The 24,844-nt window shown below is 71.0% G+C and carries 25 protein-coding genes; 8 read left to right on the top strand and 17 right to left on the bottom strand.

The genetic code is table 11. The features are described 5' to 3' along the window. Nucleotides 1-263: 263 nt before the first annotated feature. From ACXJY8_RS00525 to ACXJY8_RS00505, 5 genes are all read right to left on the bottom strand, one after another. The gene (locus ACXJY8_RS00525; RefSeq protein ID WP_463774864.1) at nucleotides 264-3,182 is read right to left on the bottom strand and encodes a bifunctional [glutamine synthetase] adenylyltransferase/[glutamine synthetase]-adenylyl-L-tyrosine phosphorylase; all 2,919 of its coding nucleotides are present in this window, start codon (nucleotides 3,180-3,182) and stop codon (nucleotides 264-266) included. A gap of 3 nt (nucleotides 3,183-3,185) precedes the next feature. Further along, nucleotides 3,186-4,598: a HAMP domain-containing sensor histidine kinase gene (locus ACXJY8_RS00520; RefSeq protein WP_463774859.1), complete on the bottom strand. Its 1,413-nt coding sequence runs from the start codon at nucleotides 4,596-4,598 to the stop codon at nucleotides 3,186-3,188. Then, nucleotides 4,595-5,305 (bottom strand): winged helix-turn-helix domain-containing protein, encoded by a 711-nt coding sequence (locus tag ACXJY8_RS00515; protein ID WP_463774856.1) that lies wholly within the window; start codon nucleotides 5,303-5,305, stop codon nucleotides 4,595-4,597. The genes ACXJY8_RS00520 and ACXJY8_RS00515 overlap by 4 nt, the downstream gene beginning before the upstream one ends. Nucleotides 5,306-5,491: 186 nt before the next feature. Next, nucleotides 5,492-5,923 carry a DUF3016 domain-containing protein gene (locus ACXJY8_RS00510; protein WP_463774852.1) on the bottom strand — a complete coding sequence of 144 codons (432 nt, stop codon included), beginning with the start codon at nucleotides 5,921-5,923 and terminating at the stop codon, nucleotides 5,492-5,494. 400 nt (nucleotides 5,924-6,323) lie between these two features. Beyond that, nucleotides 6,324-6,860 carry a DUF2244 domain-containing protein gene (locus tag ACXJY8_RS00505; protein WP_463774849.1) on the bottom strand — a complete coding sequence of 179 codons (537 nt, stop codon included), beginning with the start codon at nucleotides 6,858-6,860 and terminating at the stop codon, nucleotides 6,324-6,326. A 20-nt stretch (nucleotides 6,861-6,880) separates the two neighbouring features. On the opposite strand from ACXJY8_RS00505, the gene nth reads away from it, so the two are divergent. Further along, on the top strand, nucleotides 6,881-7,615 hold the full coding sequence (gene nth, locus ACXJY8_RS00500; RefSeq protein WP_463774845.1) for an endonuclease III: 735 nt from the start codon (nucleotides 6,881-6,883) through the stop codon (nucleotides 7,613-7,615). A 236-nt stretch (nucleotides 7,616-7,851) separates the two neighbouring features. Then, nucleotides 7,852-8,646 carry a phosphoribosylaminoimidazolesuccinocarboxamide synthase gene (gene purC / locus ACXJY8_RS00495; RefSeq protein WP_055955211.1) on the top strand — a complete coding sequence of 265 codons (795 nt, stop codon included), beginning with the start codon at nucleotides 7,852-7,854 and terminating at the stop codon, nucleotides 8,644-8,646. Between the two features lie 294 nt (nucleotides 8,647-8,940). Here purC and ACXJY8_RS00490 read toward each other — a convergent pair whose 3' ends face one another. From ACXJY8_RS00490 to ACXJY8_RS00470, 5 genes are all read right to left on the bottom strand, one after another. Then, entirely contained in the window at nucleotides 8,941-9,099 is a 159-nt protein-coding gene (locus tag ACXJY8_RS00490) for a hypothetical protein (RefSeq protein WP_463774839.1), read from the bottom strand. Beyond that, nucleotides 9,096-10,766 (bottom strand): glycosyltransferase family 2 protein, encoded by a 1,671-nt coding sequence (locus ACXJY8_RS00485; protein ID WP_463774835.1) that lies wholly within the window; start codon nucleotides 10,764-10,766, stop codon nucleotides 9,096-9,098. The genes ACXJY8_RS00490 and ACXJY8_RS00485 overlap by 4 nt, the downstream gene beginning before the upstream one ends. Then, nucleotides 10,759-12,717 carry a glycosyltransferase gene (locus ACXJY8_RS00480; protein ID WP_463774831.1) on the bottom strand — a complete coding sequence of 653 codons (1,959 nt, stop codon included), beginning with the start codon at nucleotides 12,715-12,717 and terminating at the stop codon, nucleotides 10,759-10,761. Before ACXJY8_RS00480 ends, ACXJY8_RS00485 begins: the two co-directional genes overlap by 8 nt. Nucleotides 12,718-12,796: 79 nt before the next feature. Then, complete coding sequence (locus ACXJY8_RS00475) at nucleotides 12,797-13,507, bottom strand: hypothetical protein (RefSeq protein WP_463774828.1); 711 nt, start codon at nucleotides 13,505-13,507, stop codon at nucleotides 12,797-12,799. Nucleotides 13,508-13,562: 55 nt separating this feature from the next. Next, on the bottom strand, nucleotides 13,563-14,093 hold the full coding sequence (locus ACXJY8_RS00470) for an invasion associated locus B family protein (protein WP_463774826.1): 531 nt from the start codon (nucleotides 14,091-14,093) through the stop codon (nucleotides 13,563-13,565). 192 nt (nucleotides 14,094-14,285) lie between these two features. Here ACXJY8_RS00470 and ACXJY8_RS00465 point away from each other — a divergent pair, with 192 nt between their 5' ends. Then, nucleotides 14,286-14,663, top strand: a complete 378-nt coding sequence (locus tag ACXJY8_RS00465; RefSeq protein ID WP_463774822.1) for a hypothetical protein — start codon at nucleotides 14,286-14,288, stop codon at nucleotides 14,661-14,663. Nucleotides 14,664-14,670: 7 nt separating this feature from the next. Here ACXJY8_RS00465 and ACXJY8_RS00460 read toward each other — a convergent pair whose 3' ends face one another. Both ACXJY8_RS00460 and ACXJY8_RS00455 read right to left on the bottom strand, forming a co-directional pair. Further along, nucleotides 14,671-15,405 (bottom strand): M48 family metallopeptidase, encoded by a 735-nt coding sequence (locus tag ACXJY8_RS00460; RefSeq protein ID WP_463774818.1) that lies wholly within the window; start codon nucleotides 15,403-15,405, stop codon nucleotides 14,671-14,673. 56 nt (nucleotides 15,406-15,461) lie between these two features. Then, on the bottom strand, nucleotides 15,462-16,763 hold the full coding sequence (locus ACXJY8_RS00455; RefSeq protein WP_463774814.1) for a polyhydroxyalkanoate depolymerase: 1,302 nt from the start codon (nucleotides 16,761-16,763) through the stop codon (nucleotides 15,462-15,464). Between the two features lie 210 nt (nucleotides 16,764-16,973). On the opposite strand from ACXJY8_RS00455, the gene ACXJY8_RS00450 reads away from it, so the two are divergent. From ACXJY8_RS00450 to purQ, 5 genes are all read left to right on the top strand, one after another. After that, nucleotides 16,974-18,359 carry an ActS/PrrB/RegB family redox-sensitive histidine kinase gene (locus tag ACXJY8_RS00450; RefSeq protein WP_463774811.1) on the top strand — a complete coding sequence of 462 codons (1,386 nt, stop codon included), beginning with the start codon at nucleotides 16,974-16,976 and terminating at the stop codon, nucleotides 18,357-18,359. 54 nt (nucleotides 18,360-18,413) lie between these two features. Further along, the gene (locus ACXJY8_RS00445) at nucleotides 18,414-19,016 is read left to right on the top strand and encodes an ActR/PrrA/RegA family redox response regulator transcription factor (RefSeq protein ID WP_463774809.1); all 603 of its coding nucleotides are present in this window, start codon (nucleotides 18,414-18,416) and stop codon (nucleotides 19,014-19,016) included. A gap of 136 nt (nucleotides 19,017-19,152) precedes the next feature. Next, complete coding sequence (locus tag ACXJY8_RS00440) at nucleotides 19,153-19,389, top strand: hypothetical protein (RefSeq protein WP_463774806.1); 237 nt, start codon at nucleotides 19,153-19,155, stop codon at nucleotides 19,387-19,389. A 115-nt stretch (nucleotides 19,390-19,504) separates the two neighbouring features. Further along, nucleotides 19,505-19,744 (top strand): phosphoribosylformylglycinamidine synthase subunit PurS, encoded by a 240-nt coding sequence (gene purS, locus ACXJY8_RS00435; protein WP_463774802.1) that lies wholly within the window; start codon nucleotides 19,505-19,507, stop codon nucleotides 19,742-19,744. Beyond that, the gene (gene purQ, locus ACXJY8_RS00430; RefSeq protein ID WP_463774799.1) at nucleotides 19,744-20,424 is read left to right on the top strand and encodes a phosphoribosylformylglycinamidine synthase subunit PurQ; all 681 of its coding nucleotides are present in this window, start codon (nucleotides 19,744-19,746) and stop codon (nucleotides 20,422-20,424) included. Before purS ends, purQ begins: the two co-directional genes overlap by 1 nt. A 45-nt stretch (nucleotides 20,425-20,469) precedes the next feature. Here the strand turns inward: purQ and ACXJY8_RS00425 are convergent, their stop codons facing one another. The 5 genes from ACXJY8_RS00425 to fba form a co-directional block, all read right to left on the bottom strand. Continuing rightward, complete coding sequence (locus tag ACXJY8_RS00425) at nucleotides 20,470-21,015, bottom strand: adenine phosphoribosyltransferase (protein WP_463774796.1); 546 nt, start codon at nucleotides 21,013-21,015, stop codon at nucleotides 20,470-20,472. Between the two features lie 51 nt (nucleotides 21,016-21,066). Beyond that, nucleotides 21,067-21,861, bottom strand: coding sequence for an inositol monophosphatase family protein (locus ACXJY8_RS00420; protein ID WP_055955245.1), 795 nt, complete (start codon nucleotides 21,859-21,861; stop codon nucleotides 21,067-21,069). A 116-nt stretch (nucleotides 21,862-21,977) separates the two neighbouring features. Further along, nucleotides 21,978-23,003: a tetratricopeptide repeat protein gene (locus ACXJY8_RS00415; RefSeq protein WP_463774790.1), complete on the bottom strand. Its 1,026-nt coding sequence runs from the start codon at nucleotides 23,001-23,003 to the stop codon at nucleotides 21,978-21,980. After that, nucleotides 23,000-23,662 (bottom strand): thiamine phosphate synthase, encoded by a 663-nt coding sequence (locus tag ACXJY8_RS00410; protein WP_463774786.1) that lies wholly within the window; start codon nucleotides 23,660-23,662, stop codon nucleotides 23,000-23,002. The genes ACXJY8_RS00415 and ACXJY8_RS00410 overlap by 4 nt, the downstream gene beginning before the upstream one ends. A 19-nt stretch (nucleotides 23,663-23,681) precedes the next feature. Then, nucleotides 23,682-24,755 carry a class II fructose-bisphosphate aldolase gene (gene fba / locus ACXJY8_RS00405; protein ID WP_463774782.1) on the bottom strand — a complete coding sequence of 358 codons (1,074 nt, stop codon included), beginning with the start codon at nucleotides 24,753-24,755 and terminating at the stop codon, nucleotides 23,682-23,684. Between the last annotated feature and the right edge of the window lie 89 nt (nucleotides 24,756-24,844).

Below are 24,844 nucleotides of genomic sequence, written 5' to 3'. Positions count from 1 at the left end.
TACGGCGCCCCGGAATGACGGTGTGGTGCCACCTGCGATCGCCCTGCTGAACGGAGAGGATCTGACCGGACACCGGACACGCAGCACCGGGTCATCCCGGGGCCGCGCAGCGGAGCCAGGGATCCAGATCCGCAAGTGGTGCAGGACTTTCCATCGTCGGCGGCTCTGGATTCCGGGCTCGCCTGCGGCGCCCCGGAATGACGGTGCGCTGCCGTCGGTGATCGCCCTGCCGGGACGGAGGGCATCGGCCCGCCCCCTCGTCCTCACCCCGCCATCAGGCGCTCGAACAGCGCGCGGATCTCCGTGCGTGCTTCGTCGAGCCCGGCGACCAGCCGGTTCGAATCCGGTGAACCCATGGCCACCGCGAGGCGGAAGAGCGCGACGGGCGAGGCCTCGGCCGGGTCGCCCTCCACCATCAGGCGCTGCCAGTGCAGCACATCGTCGAACTGGCGGTAGGCCTCGACCAGGCGCTCCGCCTCGGGCCGGGCGAGGTCGCCGTCGTCGGCGGCCTTGGCGAAGACCGCGCAGGCGCTGAGACCGATCCGGTCGGGCCGGCGATGCGCCTCGCCCAGCACCAGGGCCTGGGCCAGGAAGTCGAGGTCGAGCAGGCCGCCGGGGGCGAGCTTGAGGTCGAGGGGGCCGCGATGGCCCTTCTCCCGCTCCACGAGGTGGCGCATCTCCCGCACCGCGCGCCGGACCTCGGCCGGGTCCCGGGGCCGGGCGACGATGGCGCGGATCTCGGCGTCGAGTTCGGCCCCGAGGCCGGCATCGCCCGCGATCACCCGGGCGCGGGTCAGGGCCATGTGCTCCCAGAGCTCCGCGTCTTCTGCGTGGTAACTGCGGAAGCTGCGCCACTGCACCGCCACCGGACCCTGGCCGCCGCCGGGGCGCAGGCGCAGGTCGATCTCGTAGAGATGGCCGCGCCGGGTCGGCACCGTGAGGGCGGCGACGATGCGCTGGGCGAGGCGGTTGTAGGCCACCGCCGCGTCGAGGGGCTTCGGGCCGGCGCTGGTGCGGTCCGCCGGGTCGAAGTCGTAGACGAGCACGAGGTCGAGGTCGGAATCCGCCGTGAGCTGGCGCGCGCCGAGGCGGCCGAGGCCGAGCACCGCGAGGCGCCCCCGCGGCACCGCCCCGTGCTCGGAAAAGAAGCTCGCCGAGACCCGCTCCACGGTGACGGCGATGACCGCGTCGGCGATGCCCGCGAAGGCACGGCCGGCCTCCTCGGGCGAGAGGATGCCGGAGAGGAGCCGGGCCCCCGTCAGGAAGCGCAGCTGGCGGGCGGCGTCGCGGAGGCGGTCGAGGAAGTCCTCGTGGTTGCTGGGCTGGCCGAGGCGGGCGCGGACCTGCTGCGCCAGGGCCTCGGCGTCGGTGGCGGCGTCGGCGAAGTCCCGGTCGATCACCGCGTCGAGGACGTGCGGGCTGAAGGCGACGGTCTCGGCGAGGCGCGGCGCCGTGCCGAGGAGGTCGGCGAAGAGCAGCCGCAGGCGCTCGTTCGAGCGCAGGATGGTGAGGAGTTCGAGGGCCGCCGGCATCCGGGCGAAGGCCCGGTCCAGGGTGTCGAGGGCGGCGTCGGGGTGGGCGGTGCCGCCGAGCGCCTGCATCAGCACCGGCACCAGCTCGGTCAGCACCTCGCGGGCCCGCGGCGTGCGCACCGCCGGCCGGCGGCCGAAATGCCAGCCGCGCACGGTCTCCACCGCGCGCTCGGGCTCGCGGAAGCCGAGCTTCTCCAGGGTCGCCAGCGTCGCCGGGTCGTCGCCGGTGCCGCTGAAGACGAGGTCGCCGACCTCCGAGGAGAGGTCGGGCTCGGCCTCGAACAGCAGGGCGTAATGGCCCTGCACACGGCGGGCATGGTGCAACAGCGCCGCCTCGAAGGCGTCGCGGGTGGCAAAGCCGGCAAAGCGCGCGAAGCGTTCGAGCTCGTCGGCCTCGCTCGGCAGGCGCTGGGTCTGCTCGTCGCGCAGCATCTGCAGGCGGTGCTCGATCGTGCGCAGGAAACCGTAGGCCGCCGTGAGGTCATCGCGGGCGGCGGCGTCGATCCAGCCGTCGCGGGTCAGGCCGTCGAGCATCGCCACGGTGCCGCGCCCGCGCAGCTCCGGCCGGCGCCCGCCGAAGACGAGTTGCTGGGTCTGGACGAAGAACTCGATCTCGCGGATGCCGCCGCGCCCCAGCTTGATGTCGTGGCCCGCCACCGCGATCGTGTCGTGCCCGCGCACCGCGTGGATCTGGCGCTTCATGGCGTGCACGTCGGCGATAGAGGCGAAGTCGAAATACTTGCGCCAGACGAAGGGGCGCAGGTTCGCCAGGAACGCGTCCCCGGCCGGGATGTCGCCCGCGATCGCCCGCGCCTTGATGTAGGCCGCCCGTTCCCAGTTCTGGCCGAGGTTCTCGTAATAGACGTAGGCGGCATTCAGCGAGAGCGCCGCCGGGGTCGAGCCCGGGTCCGGGCGCAGGCGGTAATCGACCCGGTGGACGTAGCCGTCGGCGGTGCGCTCCTGCAGCAGCTTCGCCATGCCCTGCGCGAGCTTGGTGAAGAACGGCGTCGCCGGCAGGTCCGGCTTCAGCGGCGCGGCCTCGGGGTCGAAGAAGACCACGAGGTCGATGTCGCTCGAATAGTTGAGCTCGCCCGCCCCGTGCTTGCCGAGCGCCAGCACGATCAGGCCGGAGCCGGCCTGCGGCTCGGCCGGATCGCGGGGCAGGAAGCGCCCGGCGGCCGCGGCCTGGAGCAGCATGGCGTCGGCCGCCGCCCGCACCGAGGCATCGGCGAAGTCGGACAGCGCCTCGGTCACCGTAGCGAGCGGCCAGAGGCCGCCGAGATCGGCCAGGGCGACCAGTAGGGCGTGCTCGGCTCGGTTCTGCCGGAGCTGTCGCGCCACGGCCTCGAGGTCCGGCGCGCGGCCCGCCGCAAGCTGCCGGGCGATCAGGGCCGCCAGGGCCGCCTCCGGCTCGGCCTCGGCGAGGGCGACGAGGCGCGCGGGCGCGCGGGCGACCAGCTGCCAGAGGAAGGGGGAATGGTCGGCGAGGCCGAGGAGCAGCGCCCGCAGGGAGGCGTCGAGGAAGCCCGGCGGCAGCGCGGGCTCGATCTCGGCGAGGCGCGACGCGGCGGCATCGGGGTCGGACAGGACTGGGGCGGCGGACAGGCGCGCGCGCAGGCTGCGGCTCGGCGCGTCGGCGGCCTGGTTCATGCCCTACCCTCCCGTCGGATCTCCGGCCGGCAGGGTTATCACGACGGAGAGCCCGGGGGCATGGTCTTCCAGCGCCAGGGTGCCCTGGTGCAGGCGCACCACCGCGTTGACGAGGCTGAGGCCGAGCCCGAAGCCCGGGCGCGAGCGCGCCTCCTCCAGCCGGACGAAGCGGTCGAGCACCCGGCCGCGGGCCTCGCTGGGGATGCCGGGGCCGGAATCGGCGACGCCGAGGCGCAGGCTGTCGCCCACCCGCGCGGCGCTGAGGCGGATCTCGCCGCTGGGACCGCCATACTTCACCGCGTTGTCGACGAGGTTGGCGAGCGCCTGCCCGATGAGCTCGCGGCTGCCGCGCAGGATCAGGGGCGCGCCCGAGGTCTCGACCCGGAGGCCGAGGCCCTGCTCGGAGGCCAGGGGCTCGTAGAGCTCGGCCACCGCCTCCACCACCCCGGCGACGTCGAAGGGCTGGAACTCCGCGCGGGCATTGGCGCCCTCCAGCCGAGCGATCATCAGGAGCGCGTTGAAGATCCGGATCAGGCCGTCGCTCTCCTCGATCACCCCCTCCATCGCGGCCCGCAGGGCGTCGGGTGTCTCGGCGCTGCGCAGGGCCTCCTCGGCGCGGTTGCGCAGGCGCGTCAGCGGCGTCTTCAGGTCGTGGGCGATGTTGTCGGAGACATCGCGCAAGCCGCGCATCAATTCGCCGATGCGCTCCAGCATGGCGTTGAGGTTGCGCGCGAGCCGGTCGAGCTCGTCCCCGGTGCCCGCCACGGCGAGGCGCCCGTCGAGGTCGCCCGCCATGATCCGCCGGGTGGTCTCGGTCATGGCGTCGACCCGCTTCAGGACCCGGCTGGCGATGAACCAGGCGCCGACGACGCCGAGGAGCACCACCAGCCCCACCGACGAGCCGAAGGTCCGGCCGATCACCGCGCGCAGGCGGTCGCGCTCGGCCACGTCGCGGCCGACGAGGAGCCGGAAGCCCCCGGGCAGCACGAAGATCTGCATGATCGCCCGGTGCTCGACGTTCGGGGTTCCGCCGATGCGGGCGTAGTTGGCCTCGGTCTGGCCGGGATCGACGATGAGCCCGGTGGGCAGGGCGTCGATGTTGCCGACGATGCGCTCGCCGGCCGGGTTGGTGACGAGGTAGAGCGAGGCCCCCGGCTCGCCGGCGCGCCGCTCCACGACCGAGATCAGCCGGCGCAGGCCGCCGGCCTTGTACTGCTCGGAGAGGCCGTTGATCTCGGCCTCGATGGTGGAGACCATCTGGTCGTCGAGCGCCCGGCTGGCGTTCCAGGCGACGTAGCCGAGTCCCAGCAGCGCGAAGGTCGCGAAGACCACCAGGTAGGCGAAGGACAGCTTGAAGGCCGTGGTGCGGAACAGGTTGCCGAGGCGTCCGGCCGGGGCGTCGTCGGAAGCCGTCACGGCGCCGTGCCGGGGCCGCGCGCCTCGTCGACCCGCAGCACGTAGCCGGTGCCGCGCACGGTGTGGATGATCGGCTGCTCGAAATCCTTGTCCACCTTGGCGCGCAGGCGCGAGACGTGGACGTCGATGACGTTGGTCTGCGGGTCGAAGTGATAGTCCCAGACATGCTCCAGCAGCATCGTCCGGGTGACGACCTGGCCGGCATGGCGCATCAGGTACTCGAGCAGGCGGAATTCCCGGGGCTGCAGCGCGATCTCGTGGCCGGCCCGGGTGACGCGGTGGGACAGGCGGTCGAGTTCGAGGTCGCCGACCCGGTAGGCCGTGGCCTCGGCCGCCGCCCCCGGGCCGGCCCGGCGGCGGGCCAGCACCTCGGCCCGGGCGAGCAGTTCGGAGAAGGCGTAGGGCTTGGGCAGGTAGTCGTCGCCGCCCGCGCGCAGGCCCTTCACCCGGTCGTCCACCTGGCCCAGCGCCGAGAGGATCAGCACCGGCGTGGTCACGCCCTGCTCGCGCAGGGAGCGGATCAGCGACAGCCCGTCGAGCTTCGGCAGCATGCGGTCGACGATGAGCACGTCGTAGCCGCCCTCCTGCGCCAGGGCGTAGCCGTCGAGGCCGTCGGTGGCCTGGTCCGGGACGTGACCGGCCTCGCGAAAGGCCTTGACCAGGTAGGCGACCGCCTCGCGGTCGTCCTCGATGATGAGCAGACGCATGGGACGGAGTGATAGGGTCTCGCCCGCCCGCGGGAAACCGCCTTGTCCGGCCACGTTCATGCCGCGTCCCCCTCCGCGCTGGATCGATGCCCGCGAGGGTAGGACGCGCTGCGTTGCACGGGGCTGGCGGAAACATGACGCTTTGGTCATGTGCCGGTCGAGCCGGCCGTAGACGGCCCCGGGCCCCTAGTCCGGCCGCGCCGCGCCGGCGGAGAGCCGCCGGCGGGCCCAGTCGCGCAGCAGGGCCTCCTCGTAGCCGAAGCTCCCGGAGGCGGCCGCGGCACGGGCGCCGAACAGGAAGTTGATGTCGGTCAGGCGCTCCTCGCCCGCGGCGAGGCGGCGGCTCCCACGCCGCAGCTCGTAGCGCAGGCGGATCGCCGGCGGCGTGGCGTCGCTGACGATGCGCAGGCCCGAGGGGATGTTCAGGTCCGGGCGCACGAAGCCGGCCCGGTCGATGTCGAGGACGTCCACCGCCAGGGTCTCGTCGGGCCCCATCACCCGCAGGGCGGCGGATTGGATGATCCGCCGGATCTCGGCCAGCGTGCCCCGCAGCTCCGGCCCCGCCCCGAACCGGTTGTCGGCATCGGTGTAGCGCTCGGGCGCCACGAAGCGGACCATCACGCGCGTGTCCGCCGGTGTCGCCGCGGCGGGTGCGGTTGAGGCCAGGGCAGCGAGGATCGCGCAGGCAACCGAGACGTGACGCGTCTTTCCGCGGACCTTGCTCGGGATCTTGTTCTCACACGGTTCGGCTCGACCCGGCTCTCCTCCCCCTCGCGGGGAACGCGCGTGAATCACACGGTCATCCCGGGTCCGCGCGGCGGAGCCCGGGATCCAGACACGCAGGTGGCCCAGGACATTCCATCGTCGGCGGCTCTGGATTCCGGGCTCGCCTGCGGCGCCCCGGAACGACGGTGTGGTGCCGTCCGCGCTCGCTCGGCCCGAAACGCTGTCGGACCCGCGCTGGCCACCGCGGCGTGTCGTCACTCCAGCGCCCCCGAGCCCCAAACGCCCAGGCACCTCAATAGCCCTTCTTCACCTGCGCCAGGGCGCGGGTCAGGCCGTCGGCGATCACCGCGCGCTCGGGCGGCGAGGCGTCGCGGGCCACCACCACGAATTCCCGGCGGGATTCGAGGGTCAGGGTCTGCATGCCGTACTCGTCGTCCTCGACCCGGGTGAGCTTGGTCCAGAGCGGGTTGAAGCGCCATTCCCGGCGCTCGCCGCGATGGGTGACCCGGGCGAGCATCACCTCGATCGGGGTGATCACCACCTCCTCGAAGGAGCGTCCGCGCCGGAAGCTCGCCTTGAGCGCCACGTAGAGGGCGATCATGTCGAGGCCGAAGAATCCCGCCACCGGCCAGAACCCGGCCCGGACGCAGGCGACCGAGGTGACGAGGGAGACGACGCAGCACCCGATCATCACGTTGCGGAAGCCGTCGGGGCTCAGGGATTGGTGCGGCCGGATGGTGGCCTGGAAGACAGGCCGGTCCATGCTGTCGGGATCGAGGCCGTCCGGGTGCCGGCCGATCGGAGGGACGTGGTCATTGCCGCTCGCCATGCGGGGAATATAACGCAGGGATGCCCAGCCGACAGCCGACCCGACCCCGGAAATCGCCGATCTCCGCGCGCCTCGCCGCGCCGATCGTCGCAGACGCGCCCACGACGCCCGAACCCGTGGGCCCGGAGGCGGTGGCGGAGATCTTCGCCCGCCTCAGCGCCGCCAACCCGGAGCCCCGCGCCGAGCTCGAATTCCAGAACCCGTTCACGCTCCTGGTGGCCGTGGTGCTCTCGGCCCAGGCCACCGACCGCAGCGTCAACCTGGCCACGGCCCCGCTCTTCGCCGTCGCGGACACGCCGGCGGCGATGCTGGCCCTCGGTGAGGCGCGGGTGCGCGAGTTCATCCGCACGATCGGCCTGTTCAACACCAAGGCGAAGAACGTGATCGCCCTGTCGCGCATCCTGGTGGAGGAGCATGGCGGGCAAGTGCCCCGCGCCCGCGAGGCCCTGGAGGTGCTGCCCGGGGTCGGCACCAAGACCGCGAGCGTGGTCCGCAACGTCGCCTTCGGCGAGGAGACCATCGCGGTCGACACCCACATCTTCCGGGTCTCCAACCGGATTCCCCTCGTGGTCGCCCCCACCACCGACAAGGTCCAGGCCGGGCTGGAGGCGATCGTGCCGGCGCCCTACCGGCTCAACGCCCATCATTGGCTGATCCTGTTCGGCCGCTACATCTGCAAGGCGCGCAAGCCCGAATGCCACCGCTGCCCGATCACGGACCTGTGCCGTTTTCCGGCCAAGACCCCGGCGCCCTGACGCGACCCAGGCCACCGCGCCCTTGCGTCCCGGGCGGGGTCCCCGGTATCACCCGGGTTCTCCCACGGTCGGTATGGCTCCCATCCGGCCGGCGCGTTGTGCTGCCAGCCGCCTTCGGGTAGTTTGCGCCACGGTCGCGGAGGCTTTCGACGTACGACGTGTCTCTCGGCCCGGCCCCACCCACAGGCCGCCACGCCGCGGATTCCGCATCGTTCGCTCGCAAGGAGTCACGGCCCATGGACTTCCTCAAACCACGGTACACGCCTATGAACCGCCGCCGTCGCATCTACGAGGGCAAGGCGAAGGTCCTCTACGAGGGTCCGGAGCCGGGAACGCTCATCCAGCACTTCAAGGATGATGCCACCGCCTTCAACGCGCAGAAGCATGATGTCATCGACGGCAAGGGTGTGCTGAACAACCGGATCTCCGAGTTCGTCTTCCAGCACCTCAACGACATCGGCGTGCCCACGCACTTCATCCGCCGCCTCAACATGCGCGAGCAGCTGATCCGCGAAGTCGAGATCATCCCGCTCGAAGTGGTGGTGCGCAACGTCGCCGCCGGCTCGCTCGCCACCCGCCTCGGCCTCGAGGAAGGCACGCAGCTGCCCCGCTCGATCATCGAGTTCTACTACAAGAACGACGCGCTCAACGACCCGATGGTGTCGGAAGAGCACATCACGGCCTTCGGCTGGGCGACCCCCCAGGAGATCGACGACATCATGGCGCTGGCCATCCGGGTCAACGACTTCCTGTCCGGGCTCTTCCTCGGCGTCGGCATCCGCCTCGTCGACTTCAAGATCGAGACCGGCCGCCTCTGGGAAGGCGACATGATGCGCATCGTCGTCGCCGACGAAATCTCCCCGGATTCCTGCCGCCTCTGGGACATCAAGTCGTCGGACAAGCTCGACAAGGACCGCTTCCGCAAGGATCTCGGCGGCCTGATCGAGGCCTATACCGAGGTTGCCAAGCGCCTCGGCATCATGTCCGAGAACGAGAAGGTGCAGACGGGCGGCCCGCGCCTCGTCCAGTAACGAGCCGTCCGGGTCCGCGGGCCTCTCCGGCCCGCGCCGGCTGATTTTAACTACAGCGGCTCCCGAATGCCGGGCGTTCGTATTTTGTAACGCGCCGTCATTCCGGGGCGCCGTAGGCGAGCCCGGAATCCAGAACCGCTGACGGCGTCAGATCCGGCACCCCTTGCGTGTCTGGATCCTGGGCTCCGCTGCGCGGCCCCAGGATGACGCGGTGCTGCGCGCGATACGCTCTCGATTCGTCAGCGAAAACAACGACTCCTGAACGCGAGGCCGTGGGCTCCCGGCACCACTCCGTCATTCCGGGTCGCCGCAGGCGAGCCCGAAATCCAGAACCGCTGACGGCGTCAGATCCGGCACTTCCTGCGTGTCTGGATCCTGGGCTCCGCTGCGCGGCCCCAGGATGACCGGGTGCTGCGTGTGGGTTTCCGGACCTGAAGCCGGCACGACGCTCACCGCAGATCCACCGCGCCCGCCTCCGGCCAGTCCGGGCGCAACCGCGCGTAGGTGCCGAGATCGGGGTCGAACCCCGGGTGATAATGGGGGTCCTGCGCCAGCAGCGGGCCCCATCGGTCCCGGAAGGCCGCGACTTCGCGCCCGTGGCGTGCCCGCGCGGCGGGGGTCCAGCGCCGGCTCGCGGCCTCGTCGTGGCGCAGCACCGCGCCCGGGACGAACAGGGTGCGGTAGCCGGCCGCGTTCAGGCGTAGGCAGAGATCGACGTCGTTGAAGTCGACCGCGAAGGCCGCCGCATCGAAGCCGCCCACCCCCGCGAACTTGCGGGCCTCCACCACGAGGCAGGCGGCCGTGACCGCCGCGACCGCGCGGGTCGCCCGCAGGCCGGCGAGGTAGCCCGGCGCGTCCCCGGGGAAGAACCGGTGGGCGTGGCTGACGAGCCCGCCCGGCCCGAGCAGCACGCCGCCGTGCTGGATGCGGCCGCGCCCGTCGAGGAGCTTGGCCCCGACCGCGCCCACATCCGGCCGCAGGGCCTCGCGCACCAGCCGCTCGAGCCAGTCCGGATGCAGGGCGGCGACGTCGTTGTTGACGAAGGCCAGCACCTCCCCCCGCGCCTGCGCGGCGGCCCGGTTATTCATGCCGGCGAAGTCGAAGGGGCCGGGACAGGGCACGATCCGGGCGAGGCCGAGTGCCTCCAGCTCCCGAAAATACGCCAGGGTCTCGGGTTCGCGACTGTCGTTGTCGCAGATCAGGATCTCGCGCTCCGGCCAGTCCGTCCGCTCGACGAGGCTGGTGATGCAGGTCCGCAGCAGATCGACCCGGTCCCGCGTCGGCACGATCAGGCTGACGCGCGGGCGCCGCTCCGGCAGCGGGTGGGCCAGGGTCAGCACGCCGTCCGGCTCGATCCGGATCGCGACGGCGCCCGCGCCGCTGCGGTCGAGGGCGCGGCGCAGGGTGGCGGCCCGGGCCGCCGGGTCCGGTGCTCCGCCGGGTGCCGCATCGCTGCGCGAGAGCAGGCGCGGCAGGTGCCCGATCGCTTCGCCTCCGAAGTGCTCCGCGATCCGCAGGGTGAGGTCGAGGGCATCGGTGACCGGGCCGCCGGCCTGCCGCAGGGCGGAGAGCGCCGAGGCCCGGACCGCCAGCACCGGGCCGAGATAATCGACCGCCCGGGCGTAGTCCGCATCGAAGGCCGGGCGCAGCAGCGGCATCGCAATCCCGGTCTCGGGTCCCAGCAGCGCATCGCCGTAGACGAGCCGGTGCTGCGGGTGCCGGGCGAAGGCCTCGGCCAGGAGGTCTGTGGCGCCCGGCACGAGGGCATGGCCCGGCGCCGTGAGTACCAGGATCTCGGCGTCCTCCGGTTGGTTCGCCGCCAGATCCGCGATGGACAGGATCGCGACACTCTCGCCCGGGCCCGCGAACCCGGCCGCGTTCGCCCGCAGGAGCCGGCCTTGCGCCGCCGGGCCGCAGCGCAGACCCGCATGATCGAGGCCGAACAGGGCGGCGCCGGCCTGCGCGGCGCGGACGCGCTTGCCCGCCAGCCGCGCCCGCAGGATCGCGAGCCCCTCCCGCGGAGACCGGGCGAGCCGGGCGGCGGCCCGCCCCCAGCGCAGCCCGGCCGGGCTCCGATCCGCGCCCGCGAAGGCGAGGGCCGGGTCGTCCGGCCTATTCAAGGTCTTCCCCGAAGGTCGTCAGCGACAGGTCCGGATGGTAGTAGGGATCGTGCCGGATGGTGTCGCGCCAGCGCTCCACGAAGCGGTCGGCCTCCTGTTCGAAGCGCTGCCGCGCAACGCCGACCGCCGGGCCGCGGCTGGTGGATTCGAGGTGGGCCATCACGGCGCGCGGCGTCCAGATCGTGCGGTAGCCGGCCCTGGCGAGGCGCAGGCAGAAATCGACGTCGTTGAAATCGACGGCGAAACTGTCCGCATCGAGCCCCCCGACCGCATCGAACTTGGCGCGCTCGACGGCGAGGCAGGCCGCGGTCACGGCCGAGACCTCGTGGGCCACCCGCATCCGCCCGAGCATCCCCGGCGTGTCGGCCGGGCGGCGGCGCAGGATGTGCCCCGCCCGGCCGCCGAGCCCCACCACCACGCCGGCATGCTGCAGGGTCCCGTCGGCATAGAGGAGCTTGGCCCCGACCGCCCCGATCGTCGGCCGGCAGGCCTGGCGCACCAGGGCGGTGAGCCAGTCCTCGCGCAGCACCGCGATGTCGTTGTTCAGGAGGACCATGACGCCGCCGCTGGACGTCGCCACGCCGGCATTGACCAGCGCCGAGAAATTGAAGGGCCCCGGCGCGGACAGGATGCGGACCCGCGGGTCCCGGCGCAGGACCTCGTAATGGGCGAGCACCGCCGGGTCGGTCGAGCCGTTGTCGACGATGACGAGCTCGATCGCCGGGTAGTCCGTCCCGTTCAGGACTCCGTCGGCCGCGACCCGGATGAGTTCCAGGCGGTCCCGGGACGGGATGATGACGCTGGCGAGGGGCGGCGGCTCGGGCAGCGCCCAGAGCAGGTCGAACCCGGTCGGGTTGACCTCGACCCGTGCCGGGATGCGATTCGCGACGAGGTGCGTTCGCAGATTTGCCGCGTGGCGCTCGTTCACATCCGGCGGCGGAGGCGCGGTCCGCGCCAGCACGCGTGGCACATGCGCGACCTCGTCGCGACCCACCTGGTATACCGCCTCGAGCGCGAGACGGATCGCGACGTCGTCCGGTGCCCCGAGGGGCACGGTTCGCAGGCGCTCCAGCAGGCCGCCGGCATAGAGGGTCGGGGTGCCGGGATAGGCCGTCGCCAGCGCGAGATCGGGGCTCCAGTCCGGCTTGAGGGCGGGCATCGCCTCGGCCCCCTCGCCCCGGGAATCGGCGTAGACCATCCCCGGCCGGCCCGGCTCCGCCAGGGTCCGGACCAGGATCGCCAGGGCGTCGGGATCGAGGGCGTCGCCGGGTGCGATCAGGCCCAAGGCCTTGTCCTCGCTCAGGAAATCTCCGAAGCAGCCGGAGGCCGGCCAGAGGACCTGCCGGATGCGCGCATCCTCCGTGGCGGCGGCGCAGCCAGCCTCGGACCAGCCGATGACGAGGCTCCAGGCCCGGAAACGCTGCGCCTCCAGGCTGCGGATCGTCGCGGCGACCCGCTCGCGATCGTCCGGCCGCGCCGGCATCACCAGCCGCACTGCCGGCCCCGCCGGGACCGGTCCGTCATCGGGTCGGGCCCGCGCACGTCGCCAGTCCTCGAACTCCGCGACCGGCGTCACCCCGCAGCTGCCCCGCAGGATGTCGCGGGTGCGCCGTTCGTTCCGCCTAAGCCACTGATATCCCGCCGAAATCGCCCGGAGCGGCCGCTTGCGCAGACACTCGGCGAAGACGCTGGCCCGCGACCGCAGGCCGGCCCGCTCCAGCACGAATCCGCCGCGCCCGTCGACGGCCAGGTCGATCGCAGCCCCATCCGGCGGCAGGTATCCGAGCCAGACGGCCGACCCCTGCCCCGCCCCCGGCAGGACGAAGACCTCGCGCCGACCATCGTCGCGGGTCACGCGCAGCAGCGGCCGCAGTGCCGAATTTCCCTGATAGATCAGGACGATCCAGCGACCCCGCGCGGTCTCGGCCAGCCGCAGCCGCCGGTCGAACACGGGATCGTCGGTGGCGTCGAGGGCGAAGGCGACAGGGCGTCCGGATGCGGTCAGGACGTCACCCGCGCAGGCTCGGCGCTCACTCGGCCGCGCCCGTCGCCGGCACCGCGGCGGGGTCCTCCGACGTGGCCGCCACCGCCGGCTTCCGCTTGCGCGGTGCCGTCTTCTGAGGCGCCGCCCCGAGGCGGACCTCGATGTCGTAGTTGCCGGCCTGCGCCGCCGGGACGATGAAATTGTCCTCGACGAAGGAGAACAGGCCCTGTGCCGAGCCCGGCGCCACCGTGACCGCCACCCGGTGGACGCGGCTGGTCAGGACCTTGTCGCCCGCCTTGATGAGGATCGAGACCGGCGCATCGAAGCGGCCGGGCTTGCCGACGGGACCGAGCAGGACTTGCCCCTCGACGCCGACCTTCACCGACACCGAGCCGTCCTGGAGCTTGGCGCATTCGCGGGCCAGACGGCCGATCGTGACCTGGTGGCGCAGGCTGCTGCCGTCGCCGGCCCGCCCGCCATAGGATTGCAGCGCCGCCCCGCCCTCGGGCACCGCGACCGTCGGACAATAGGGTGGATCGGTGTCGGCCGGCTGCGACGGAGGGACGGTCGTGCCGCCGTATTTCAGCATGTTCGTGAAGAAGTTGCCTTCCTCGGCGGCGGCGGCGCCGCCGATCCCGAGGCCGCTCGCCGCGAGGGTCGCCGACAGGAGGAGACCGAACCGCTTGCGACCCTTCACCGTGCCCAGAGCCGTGATGTCCGAATTCAAGGTGCTCAGATTCGAGGTGTTCGAATTCATGCCGAGATCCCACTCTCCTCGCACCATCCGTACCATCCGCATTCCGCGGCGCGCCTCACTTCAGGCTGTCGAATCCCTGCCCGAATCCCTTCATCGACAGGGGAATGCCGACGCCCTCCTCGGGTGTCTGGAAGACGATGAAGGTCGCCTGCGCTCCGCCGCTGAATTGCTTGATCAAGCCGTCATCCATCACGACCTCGGCGACGCAACCCGTCGTGAGACACCGGACGAACCCGGCCCGGCCGACATCGGTCTTGTCGATCTTCAGGCCGAGCCCCGAAGGCAGCAGGACGCCGAGCGGCGCGACCACCCGCAGGAGGTAGCCGCGATTGTCGGCCGTCTTCAGGACGATCACGACCAGCGTGAGGTTCGGCCGATCCTCGGCGGCGAGGTACTGGACGAGGGCGCATTGCTCGGCCTTGGCGCCGGCCGGCGTCTCGCACCGCAACTGCCAGTCGCCGAACGTGTTGCGCACCATGCCCTGCGCCGACGCGTCCCGGGGCCCGAAGCCGACGAGCAGCATCGCTGCACCGAGCAGTCCGGCCGCGACACCCCGGGCGACCAGGCCGCGTGCACGCTGCACCATTCCTCGAAACCCCACGCGTCGACCCTTTCGCCTGGCCCGCCGCCCCGCGAACCGTTAACGGAAAACACGGGTGTTCCGACCATGCTGGGCCATCGAATGTCAAGCGAAGCCCAGCCTTCGGGAACCGACTATCGCGCCGCGCGTACAGCCTCTAGTGCTGACCGCCACGCTTGCCCGCCAACGGACCGATCCATGCGACTGCGCGCCCCACTCCTCCTCGCCGCCCTCGTCATCGCCGGGCCAGCCGTCGCCGAGCCGCTGCCGGTGGGCGAGACGACCTATATTGAGCGCTCCCTCAACCGAGACGGCCCCCTGGTGATCGAACACCGGCCGGTGGCGCGCACCCCCGGCGGCCGCCGCGGCGGCAGCTCCGCCGAGATCGCCGGCTTCTGCCGTGACGGCGGCATCATCCGCCGCCGCGACGAGTTCGGCCAGCCGGTCATCCTGCGCCAGCGCGAAGTCTGCGACAGCGTCGCGCCCCGCACCCTGAACCCGGGCGACGTCGATCCCCGTCCGACCTGGCCGGCGGAGCGGGTGGAACGCAGCCGGGCCCTGCGCGTCCGCGGCTGAGGCGGTCTCAACCGTAGCGGTGGAGCGTGGCGCCGTTGCGCTTAAGCCAGCGCTCGGCCTCGTCGACGTGCGGGCAGAGCGAACCCACCAGGGTCCAGAACCGCGACGAGTGGTTCATCTCGCGCAGGTGGCCCATCTCGTGCGCGACGAGATAGTCGAGCACCAGGGGCGGGGCGAGGATCAGCCGCCACGAGAAGTTCAGTTCGCCCCGCACCGTGCAGGAGCCCCAGCGGCTCCGGGTGTCGCGCAGCGTGATGCGGGACGGCCCCTGACCCAGCTTCTCGGTGTAGCGGGCGACCGCCTCGGTGAGATCGCGCCGGGCCTCGCGCTGCAGGAAATCCGTGACCCGGCGAGCGATGTGCGGCGCCTCGCAGGCGACCGACAGCACCGGCTCGTCCGCCGCGGCTTCGAGCCGGGTGATCCCGCTCCTGGAACCGCGCTGGACGACCCTGTGGGGCACGCCCCGGATCGGCAGGACGGCGTCGGGCACGAACAGCACCCGTTCGGGCATCCGTGCGAGACGCGCCGCGATCCATCCGCCGTGGCTGATCGCGAAGGTGCGGGCGACGCCGATCGAGGTCCGCGTCGGGAGGGTCATCACGACCTCACCGGTGGCGCTGGAGACGCGCAGCGTGAGGCGGCGCGCGGTCGGCCGCCGGCGCAGCAGGATGCGCAGGGTCTCGCCCTCGTGCACGATGTCGAGGTGATCCGGGTCCGCCCCACGCAGCAACGCCAATCGCATGACGCCAGCTTAACCGCTGTCGTCCGCCTTCGCCATCGATCCGCGCGCCACCATCCTCACTCCGAGGACGCGGACGGCTCGAAATCCGGCCGTTGGGCGATCGCTTCACCCCCGCGACCCGGGCCCTCCACATCGCGGATGAACGCGGCGATCCGGGGCGCGATGACGGTGCGGTAGCGGGACCCGTTAAAGACGCCGTAATGGCCCACGCCCTTCTGCAGGTGGTAGGCCTTCCGTTCCGGCGGCAGGTTCGGCGTGAGATCCAGGGCCGCCTGGGTCTGACCGACGCCGGAGATGTCGTCGTTCTCGCCCTCGATGGCGAGGATGGCGCAGGAGCGGATCGCGCCGAGATCGACGCGGGCGCCGCGATGGATCATCGTCCCCTTCGGCAGGGCGTGATCCACGAAGACCGTCTTGACCGTCTGCAGGTAGAACTCGGCCGTGAGATCCATCACGGCCAGATACTCGTCGTAGAACTCGCGGTGCTTCTCCGCCGAGTCGCCGTCGCCCTTCACGAGGTGGTCGAACATCTCCGCATGGGCATTGACGTGTCGGTCGAGGTTCATGGCCATGAACCCGGAGAGCTGGAAGAAGCCGGGATAGACGCTGCGCCAGACCCCCGGATAGCCGGCGGGCACCGTGGTGATGCAGTGGCGCTCGAACCAGGCGGTGCCGCGCTCCTGCGCGAGGCAGTTGACGGCGGTGGGCGAGCGCCGGGTATCGATGGGGCCGCCCATCAGGGTCATCGAACGCGGCACCGGCGCGTAGTCCTGGGCCTCCATCACGGCGATGGCGGCCAGAACCGGCACGGCCGGCTGACACACCGCCATGACGTGCAGATCCGGACCGAGGTGGCGGAAGAGATCGACGAGATAGTCGATGTAGGTGTCGAGGTCGAAGCGTCCGGCGCCGATCGGCACCAGGCGGGCATCGGCCCAATCGGTGATGAAGACCTGATGGTCGGGCAGCATGGCCTCGACGGTGCCGCGCAGGAGCGTCGCGTAGTGGCCGGACATCGGCGCGACGATGAGCAGCTTCGGTTGCGGCTCGGCGAGCCCGCGCACGAAGCCCCGGTCGAAGGTGACGACCCGGCAGAAGGGGCGCTCCCAGACGACGCGCTCGGCGATCGGCACGCTCGCTCCGTCGACCGTGATGCTGGTGAAGCCGAAGCTCGGCTTGCCGTAGCGCCGGGTCACCCGCTCGAACATCTCGCAGGCCGCGGCCATGGAGCGGGCATAGGGCGAGTAGGCCAGCGGATTGGCCGGGTTCTGGAGGCTGTGCTTGGCGACGTCCGCGACGAGCCGTGCGGGCGTCGTCATCAGGCGGGCGGCTTCATACCAGAGATAGGACAAGTTCACGGGCCGTTCCCCCCTCGCGCCGACATCGCTTCCCCCCGAACCTTCTGCCGAACGCATCGTGCGGGACGACGCGTCGGCCCGATCGCGGCGGACTCGGTGCCGTCGATGACTCGGTGCGCTCGATTTAGTGCACTCGCGCGGCGGACAAGAGCGGATGGCAGGTCGCGGAGGGATAGACGCGAGACAACCGGGCCCTATCGTTCCCCTGACATGATCGACATGAGCACCAACGGCTTCGTCCGCGACGCACGGCACCTGCGTCTCGACACCTTCGTGCGGCTGCGATGGCTCGCGATCACCGGACAGAGTGCGGCCGTCGTGGGGGCGCAGTTCGGTCTGGGCCTGCCGCTTCCCTTCGGCTGGTGCTTCCTCGTCATCGCCACGTCGTCCTGGCTGAACCTCGCGCTGCGCATCCGCTTCCCGGCGAGCTATCGCCTGAGCGACGATTCGGCGGCCCTGCTGCTGGCCTTCGACATCATCCAGCTCGCTGCCCTGCTGTTCCTCACGGGGGGGCTGCAGAACCCGTTCTCCCTCCTGTTCCTCGCGCCCGTGCTGATTTCGGCGACCGCCCTGCCGCCGGAGCGGACCCTCGCCCTCGGCCTGCTCGCGATCGGCCTCGCGACCCTTCTCGCCCTGGTGCACCGGCCGCTGCCCTGGTTCGCCGACGGGCGGCTCGAACTGCCCTTCCTGTACATCTCGGGTATCTGGACGGCGATCCTGCTCGGCACCGCCTTCACGGGCGTCTATGCCTGGAAGGTGGCCGAGGAGACGCGCCAGCTCGCGCAGGCCCTGGCCGCCACCGAACTGGTGCTGGCGCGCGAGCAGCACCTGTCGCAGCTCGACGGTCTCGCGGCGGCGGCGGCCCACGAGCTCGGCACGCCCCTCGGCACCATCATGGTGGTGACGAAGGAATTGACGCGCCAGCTCGCGACCACCGCCAGCCCGTCGGTGCGGGAGGATCTGGCGCTGCTGCGCGATCAGGTCGACCGCTGCCGCGGCATCCTCTCGAAACTGACCTCGCTCGACAGCGACGAGGCCGGGTTCCTGCAGACGGTCAGTCTCAGCCACCTCGTGGAGGAACTGGTCGAGCCGCAGCGGGCCATGGGCATCATCCTCGAGGTCTCGAACCGGGGCGAGGGTCCGGAGCCGGCCTGTCGGCGCAATCCAGGCGTGATGTTCGGCCTCGCCAACATCGTCGACAATGCCGTCGACTTCGCCGACGCGCGGGTGATCATCGAGGCGCGCTGGACCCTGGAGCGGGTCTGGTTGGAGATCCGGGACGATGGCCCCGGCTTCTCCAGCGAGGTCCTGCTGCGCGCGGGCGAGCCCTACGTGACGACGCGCAGCCCGGATCGCTCGCGCAATCCCGACAGTACCGGCGCGGGCCTCGGACTCGGACTGTTCATCGCCAAGACGCTGATCGAACGTTCCGGCGCGCAGTTGACGCTGTCGAACGTATCGCAACACGAGACCACCGGCGCAGTCGTGCGCATCAGCTGGGCCCGTCACATCTTCGAGCGGGGCGCATTGACGGTCGGTCATGCGCAATTGAGTGGTGGGCAACCCCTGACGGAAGCAGGTGCGACACCTATATAGGAACCACAGCAGAACCCTATCGAAGATAGTTCGAGAACTACGGAGGAGCGTCGGATGCTGACGCAGACTGGAACAACGGCGCCGGGTGCCGATATCGCTCAGCTCGCCGACAACGATCCCCTGGCCGCTTTCAGCGATCGCTCGCTGCTGATCGTGGACGATGACAAGCCGTTCTCGACCCGTCTGGCCCGGGCCATGGAGATGCGCGGCTATGAGGTGCAGGTCGCCGAGAGCGTCGCGGAAGGCGTCTCGATGGTCGACGTCCGGCCGCCTGCCTTCGCGGTCATCGACATGCGCCTCGGCGATGGCAACGGCCTCGACGTGATCGCGCGCCTCAAGGAGCGCCGGCCCGAGGCGCGCGGCGTGATCCTGACGGGTTACGGCAATATCGCCACGGCGGTGACGGCGGTGAAGCTCGGCGCTTTCGACTACCTCGCCAAGCCGGCGGATGCCGACGAGATCCACGGCACGCTCATGGCCCAGCCGGGCGAGCGGGCTGATCCGCCGGAAAACCCGATGTCGGCGGACCGCGTGCGCTGGGAACACATTCAGCGGGTCTACGAACTGTGCGGACGCAACGTCTCCGAGACGGCGCGCCGCCTGAACATGCACCGCCGGACGCTCCAGCGCATCCTGGCCAAGCGCGCGCCGCGCTGAGCCGGCAGGCGTTCCGAGTGGGGACCTCATGAGGGCGACGTTGCGCGACCGGTCCGGTTCGCGCTACGTCGCCCTCAAACCTATCCGCGCCGGGATTCCGTCCCGCGCCTGACGCCGGCAACGGGGCGACGCTGCAGTGAACACGCGCAATCTCATTACCATCCTGAGCATGATGGTGCTCGTCGGCACGGAAGTCTTCGCGGTCGCGATCGCCGCCGGCTGGGCCCTGGCGGGCCTGTTCGACCTTGGCGACACCGTGGGCCACGTGCTGATGGTGGTCTTCAGCCTGTTCGCGGCCTGGGTGATGCTGCAGCTCTGGCGGCGCGCCACCAGCATCGAGCCGCTCAGGGGGCCGGCCCCCACCGCCCGCTGACGGCAAACCACAGCTTCGACGACGACGCACGGCCCCTCCGGGGCCGTTTCGCGTTGCCTGACCGGCATTTCCCGATTATCGGCAGGGTGCCCCGACACCAGACGAGTCCGAACCCATGAAAGCACGCATCATCGTCACCCTGAAGACCGGCGTGCTGGACCCGCAGGGCAAGGCGATCGAGGCTGCCCTGACGTCGTTCGGCCTCGCCGGCATCGACAGCGTCCGCCAGGGCAAGGTCTTCGATGTGGAGATCGCGGGCGAGGACCGGGCCGCCGCCGAAGCGACGCTGAAGAGCGCCTGCGAGAAGCTGCTCGCCAACACCGTCGTCGAGAACTACGCCATCGAGATCGCCTGATGCGTGCCGCCATCATCGTCTTTCCGGGCTCCAACCGCGACGGCGACGTCGCCCGGGCCCTGACCCAATCCGGGGCCGAGGTCGTGAAGGTCTGGCACGCCGATACCGCGCTGCCGGCCGGCACCGACCTCGCCGTCCTGCCGGGCGGGTTCTCCTATGGCGACTATCTTCGCTGCGGCGCCATCGCTGGGCGTGCCGCCGCGATGGATGCGGTCCGGGCCCACGCGGCACGGGGCGGCCTCGTCCTCGGCATCTGCAACGGCTTCCAGATCCTGTGTGAATCCGGTCTGCTGCCCGGCGTGCTGATGCGGAACGTCGATCGACGCTTCATCTGCCACCGGCAGCTGCTCCGCGTCGAGCGCGCGGATACGCGCTTCACCTCCGCCTACGCCCGGAACCAGGTCATCAACGTCTGCGTGGCCCATGGCGAGGGCAATTACTTCGCCGATCCCGACACCATCGCGCGCCTGGAGGGGGATGGCCGGGTCGCGTTCCGCTACTCGGACGCGGCCGGCAACCTGACGGTGGATGCAAACCGCAACGGCTCGCTGAACTCCATCGCGGGCATCTATTCCGAGAAGCTCAACGTGCTCGGCCTGATGCCGCACCCGGAAAACTTCGTCGAAGATCTCGTCGGCGGGACCGACGGCCGCGGGCTGTTCGCGAGCCTCGCCGCCTGAACCGCGACCGCGTCGTTCCAGAATCGCGGAACGACGCGTCCGGGCTCAGTGCCCGTCGAACTCCATCAGCGTCCGGACCGGCACGTCGAGGTCGCGCAGCCTCTGCGCGCCGCCGATCTCCGGCAGGTCGATGACGAAGCAGGCCGCCACCACCTCGGCGCCGATCCGGCGCAGCAAGTTCACCGCCGCACAGGCCGTGCCGCCGGTGGCGATCAGGTCGTCCACGAGCAGGACCCGGTCGCCGGGCTTGATCGCGTCGACGTGGATTTCCATCTCGTCGGTGCCGTATTCGAGCGCGTAGGCGATCGAGACGGTCGTGTGCGGAAGCTTGCCCTTCTTGCGGATCGGCACGAAGCCGGACGAGAGCTGGTGCGCGACCGCGCCTCCGAGGATGAAGCCCCGCGCCTCGATACCCGCCACCTGATCGATCCGCCCCCCGGCATAGGGATGCACCAGCGCGTCGACCGCCCGGCGGAACGCCCGCGGGTCGCTCAACAGCGTGGTGATGTCGCGAAACACGATGCCGGGCTTCGGGTAGTCCGGGATCGACCGGATCGAGTCCTTCAACGCGATGTGGCGGCGGGTTTCCATGCGGGCGGCCCTTGTCGAGGAGTGGGAGGCTGAGGATGCACGCGGCGCCCCTCAGGCGTTGGCGCGGCGCAGGAGTTTCACGAGTTCGCCGTGCAGTATCTCGTTGCCGCAGGCGACCGAGCGGGCGGCCAGGGGTTCGGCGCCGCCATCGGCGCTGGTGACGAAGCCGCCGGCCTCGCGCACCAAGATGATCCCGGCGGCGATGTCCCAGGTCTGCAGGTCGCGCTCCCAGTAGAGGTCCGAGCGGCCGCAGGCCACGTAGGCGAGGTCGAGGGCGGCGGAGCCGAAGCGGCGCGCACCGCCGGTCACCGCCATCACGGCGGCGACTTCGCGCAGGAGCTTCGGGTGGTCGCCACGGCCGAGATAGGGCGAGCCGTAGGCCACGAGGGCGTCGGCCATGTCGGTGCGCCCGGAGACGCGCAGGCGGCGGTTGTTGAGATAGGCGCCCTTGCCGCGCTCGGCGACGAAGAGCTCATCCTTGGCCGGATCGTAGATCACGCCGGCGACGATCTGGCCCTCGCGCTCCAGGCCGACCGAGATCGCGAAATGCGGGATGCCGTGGAGGAAGTTGGTGGTGCCGTCGAGGGGGTCGACGTGCCAGGTGTGGCTCTTGTCCGCACCCTCGACGTTGCCGGATTCCTCGAGGATGAGCCCGTAGCCCGGACGGGCCTTCATCAGGGCATCCTTCAGGACCTCCTCAGCCTTGCGGTCGGCCGCCGAGACGAAGTTTCCGGGGCCCTTCCGGGAGACCTGAAGGTTCTCGATCTCGCCGTAGTCGCGCTTGAGTCCACGGGCCGCCTTGCGCACGGCGTCGACCATGACGGTCATGAGGGGAGAGCTGATCATCGATCTTCAGGTCCAGGCCGATTCAAAGAACGTCGGTTCGCGTAACATTCGGCGCGGCCATAGCACGTTTGCGCGCCGGCTCACCCCTGTCGAATGCGGGTCTGCCCACCGGACCGCTAATTGACCTTCGCGCGATCGGCCGCGAGCGTCTCGGCGCGCTGGCGCTCGGCCGGCTCCAGCCCCTTCAGGTTTTCGTCGAGCCAGGGGTCCGACAGACCCTGCGCGGACGCCGCGAGATTCCAGGCCGCCGCCTCGACGAGGTTCTTCTGAACGCCGCGCCCGACCACGAACAGGCGGGCGATCCGGTTCTGCGCGATGGCGTTGCCGCGGGCCGCCGCATGCTGGAAGTAGCGCGCGGCGCGGGTCTCGTCCTTCGGCAGGCCGGTGCCGTTGAACAGGAGGATGGCGAACTCGACCTCGCCGGCCAGGTCGCCGTTATCCGCCGAACGCCGGAACCATTCGGCGGCCTGAGTCGGATCCTTGGCGACGCCCCGGCCCTGGAGATAGAGGACGCCGAGATCGTGCTGGGCCGCCCCGATCTCGCCGTCGGCGGCCTTGCGGAACAGGGTGGCGGCCCGGGCCTGGTCCGGCTCGGTGCCGGTGCCGAGGAGGATCAGGGCGAGGTTGTAGGCCGCCGTGGTGTCACCCTTGTCGGCGGCCTTCTCCAGCCATTGGCGCCCGGCCTTCATGTCCTTGGCGCCGCCGCGTCCGTCGATGGACATCAGCCCGAGGGACGCCATCGCGTGCACGTCGCCCTGGGCCGCGGCGAGCCGGTACCATTCCGCGGCCTTCACTGGGTCCTGCTTGATGCCGAGACCCTGGTTATAGAGTTCGCCCAGGAGCGTCATCGCCGCCGCATCCTTCGGATCGGCGGCGATCCGCTTCGTCGCCTCCCGGAACGCGGTGGTGTACTGGCCGCGCTGATAGGCGCCGAAGGCCGTGTCCGCGGGCTTGTCGCTGGGCTTGGCGGTGAAGGGAACCGCGCGGATCGCGTTGGGCGAATAGGGTGTCGGCAACTCCTTCAGCGGCGCCGAGAACACCTCGCGGGTCGCCGGCTTGGCGGCTTCCGGCGAGAGGGACGAGGCGGCCTGGACCTGGCCGAGGCCGAGCGACAGGACGACGAGGCTGAGCGCCCCCCTCACGCCGCCGGCTCCCCGGCGGCGGCGACCTGGGCCTGGATGCCGGCGACGTCGGCGGTCTCGCCGATCCAGAGGGCGCTCTCCAGCCCGAGGAACTCGGCGCCGGTCGCCAGGAGCGGGCCGACCTGATCCGCCGCATGCGCGACGGCGATGCAGGGCGTCTCGAAGATCTCGGTCCACCAGCCGGCCCGGTCCAGCACCGTGTCGGCATCGGGCGCCATTCCGTCGGCATAGAGACCGCCGAACATGACGTAATCGACCCCGGCCTCGCCGGCTTCCATGGCGGCGTGCTTCTGCTCGTGGCCACCGGCACCGAGGATGCGTCCGTCGGCGAGGCGCTCGCGCAGGTCGCGCAGGTCGCCGTCCCTGGCCTTGTCGAGATGGATACCGTCGGCGCCGCCGCGCGCCGAGACGCTGATGAGGTCTCCGGCGAACCCGGCGCAGGCGACGACGACCGCCGCCCCCGCCTCCTGGATGGCCGGAGCCAGGCGCTTCACCAGGTTGACGAGGCTGCGCTCGTCGGCCGGTGCGAGCCTCAGGATGACGGCGGCGACGTCGCCGGCCGCGCAGGCGGCCGCGATCGCGGCGCCGAGCGCGTCGGCGTCACCGGCCTCGACCCGGTGGGGGCTGAGCAGGGCGAGGCGGGTGCGGGGTTCCGACATGCAGGGTCCTTCTGACGCCTCAGCCCGCCGCCCCGATCTTCGGGTCGAGGGAGCCGTTGGCGTAGCGCTTGGCCATGGTGGCCACGGAAACCGGGCGGATCTTGGAACCCTGGCCGGCGGTGCCGAACTCTTCGAAGCGCTGCTTGCAGAGCTTGGTCATCGCCTCCATGGCGGGCTTCAGGTACTTGCGCGGGTCGAACTCGGCCTTGTTCTCGGCCAGGATCTTCCGGATCTGGCCCGTCATCGCCATCCGGTTGTCGGTGTCGATGTTGATCTTGCGCACGCCGTGCTTGATGCCGCGCTGGATCTCCTCCACCGGCACGCCCCAGGTCGGCTTCATCTCGCCGCCATACTGGTTGATGATGTCCTGCAGGTCCTGCGGCACCGAGGAGGAGCCGTGCATCACCAGGTGGGTCGTGGGCAGGCGGCGGTGGATCTCCTCGATCACGTTCATCGCCAGGACGTCGCCGTCCGGCTTGCGCGTGAACTTGTAGGCGCCGTGCGAGGTGCCCATGGCGACCGCGAGGGCATCGACCTTGGTGGCCTCGACGAACTTCACGGCCTCGTCGGGGTCGGTGAGGAGCTGGTCGTGGCTGAGCACGCCCTCGGCGCCGTGGCCGTCCTCGGCCTCGCCCTGGCCGCTCTCCAGCGAGCCGAGCACGCCGAGCTCACCCTCGACCGAGACGCCGGCCCAATGGGCCATCTTGGTGACGTTGCGGGTGATCTCGACGTTGTAGTTGTAGTCGGCCGGGGTCTTGCCGTCCGCCTTGAGCGACCCGTCCATCATCACCGAGGTGAAGCCGTACTGGATCGCGGTGGCGCAGGTGGCCTCGTCGCTGCCGTGGTCGAGATGCATGCAGACGGGGATGTGGGGGTAGATCTCGACCAGGCCGTCGATGAGCTTGGCCAGCACGATGTCGTTGGCGTAGGCACGCGCCCCCTTGCTCGCCTGCAGGATCACCGGGGAATCGGTCGCGTCCGCCGCCGCCATGATGGCGAGGCCCTGCTCCATGTTGTTCAGGTTGAAGGCGGGCACGCCGTATTCATGCTCGGCGGCATGGTCCAGGAGCTGCCTCAGGGTGATGCGGGCCATGGGTTTCTCCTCAGATGCGACCGCCCCCGAGGCGATCCGCCAATCGACGCGCCGGCGGGCGCGATCCATCCAAATTCGTTCGCCTTTTC

Source organism: Methylobacterium sp. TK31 (assembly GCF_055361545.1).
The sequence above is the reverse complement of the archived record's forward strand: the minus strand, read 5'-3'. Positions and strand labels throughout refer to the sequence as shown.

Coding starts and splice junctions, on each gene's coding strand:
- ACXJY8_RS00525 (WP_463774864.1), bottom strand. CDS start 3,182: ATGAACCAGGCCGCCGACGCGCCGAGCCGCAGCCTGCGCGCGCGCCTG.
- ACXJY8_RS00515 (WP_463774856.1), bottom strand. CDS start 5,305: ATGCGTCTGCTCATCATCGAGGACGACCGCGAGGCGGTCGCCTACCTG.
- ACXJY8_RS00510 (WP_463774852.1), bottom strand. CDS start 5,923: ATGGTCCGCTTCGTGGCGCCCGAGCGCTACACCGATGCCGACAACCGG.
- ACXJY8_RS00505 (WP_463774849.1), bottom strand. CDS start 6,860: ATGGCGAGCGGCAATGACCACGTCCCTCCGATCGGCCGGCACCCGGAC.
- nth (WP_463774845.1), top strand. CDS start 6,881: ATGCCCAGCCGACAGCCGACCCGACCCCGGAAATCGCCGATCTCCGCG.
- purC (WP_055955211.1), top strand. CDS start 7,852: ATGGACTTCCTCAAACCACGGTACACGCCTATGAACCGCCGCCGTCGC.
- ACXJY8_RS00475 (WP_463774828.1), bottom strand. CDS start 13,507: ATGAATTCGAACACCTCGAATCTGAGCACCTTGAATTCGGACATCACG.
- ACXJY8_RS00470 (WP_463774826.1), bottom strand. CDS start 14,093: ATGGTGCAGCGTGCACGCGGCCTGGTCGCCCGGGGTGTCGCGGCCGGA.
- ACXJY8_RS00465 (WP_463774822.1), top strand. CDS start 14,286: ATGCGACTGCGCGCCCCACTCCTCCTCGCCGCCCTCGTCATCGCCGGG.
- ACXJY8_RS00460 (WP_463774818.1), bottom strand. CDS start 15,405: ATGCGATTGGCGTTGCTGCGTGGGGCGGACCCGGATCACCTCGACATC.
- ACXJY8_RS00450 (WP_463774811.1), top strand. CDS start 16,974: ATGATCGACATGAGCACCAACGGCTTCGTCCGCGACGCACGGCACCTG.
- ACXJY8_RS00445 (WP_463774809.1), top strand. CDS start 18,414: ATGCTGACGCAGACTGGAACAACGGCGCCGGGTGCCGATATCGCTCAG.
- purS (WP_463774802.1), top strand. CDS start 19,505: ATGAAAGCACGCATCATCGTCACCCTGAAGACCGGCGTGCTGGACCCG.
- purQ (WP_463774799.1), top strand. CDS start 19,744: ATGCGTGCCGCCATCATCGTCTTTCCGGGCTCCAACCGCGACGGCGAC.
- ACXJY8_RS00425 (WP_463774796.1), bottom strand. CDS start 21,015: ATGGAAACCCGCCGCCACATCGCGTTGAAGGACTCGATCCGGTCGATC.
- ACXJY8_RS00420 (WP_055955245.1), bottom strand. CDS start 21,861: ATGATCAGCTCTCCCCTCATGACCGTCATGGTCGACGCCGTGCGCAAG.
- ACXJY8_RS00410 (WP_463774786.1), bottom strand. CDS start 23,662: ATGTCGGAACCCCGCACCCGCCTCGCCCTGCTCAGCCCCCACCGGGTC.
- fba (WP_463774782.1), bottom strand. CDS start 24,755: ATGGCCCGCATCACCCTGAGGCAGCTCCTGGACCATGCCGCCGAGCAT.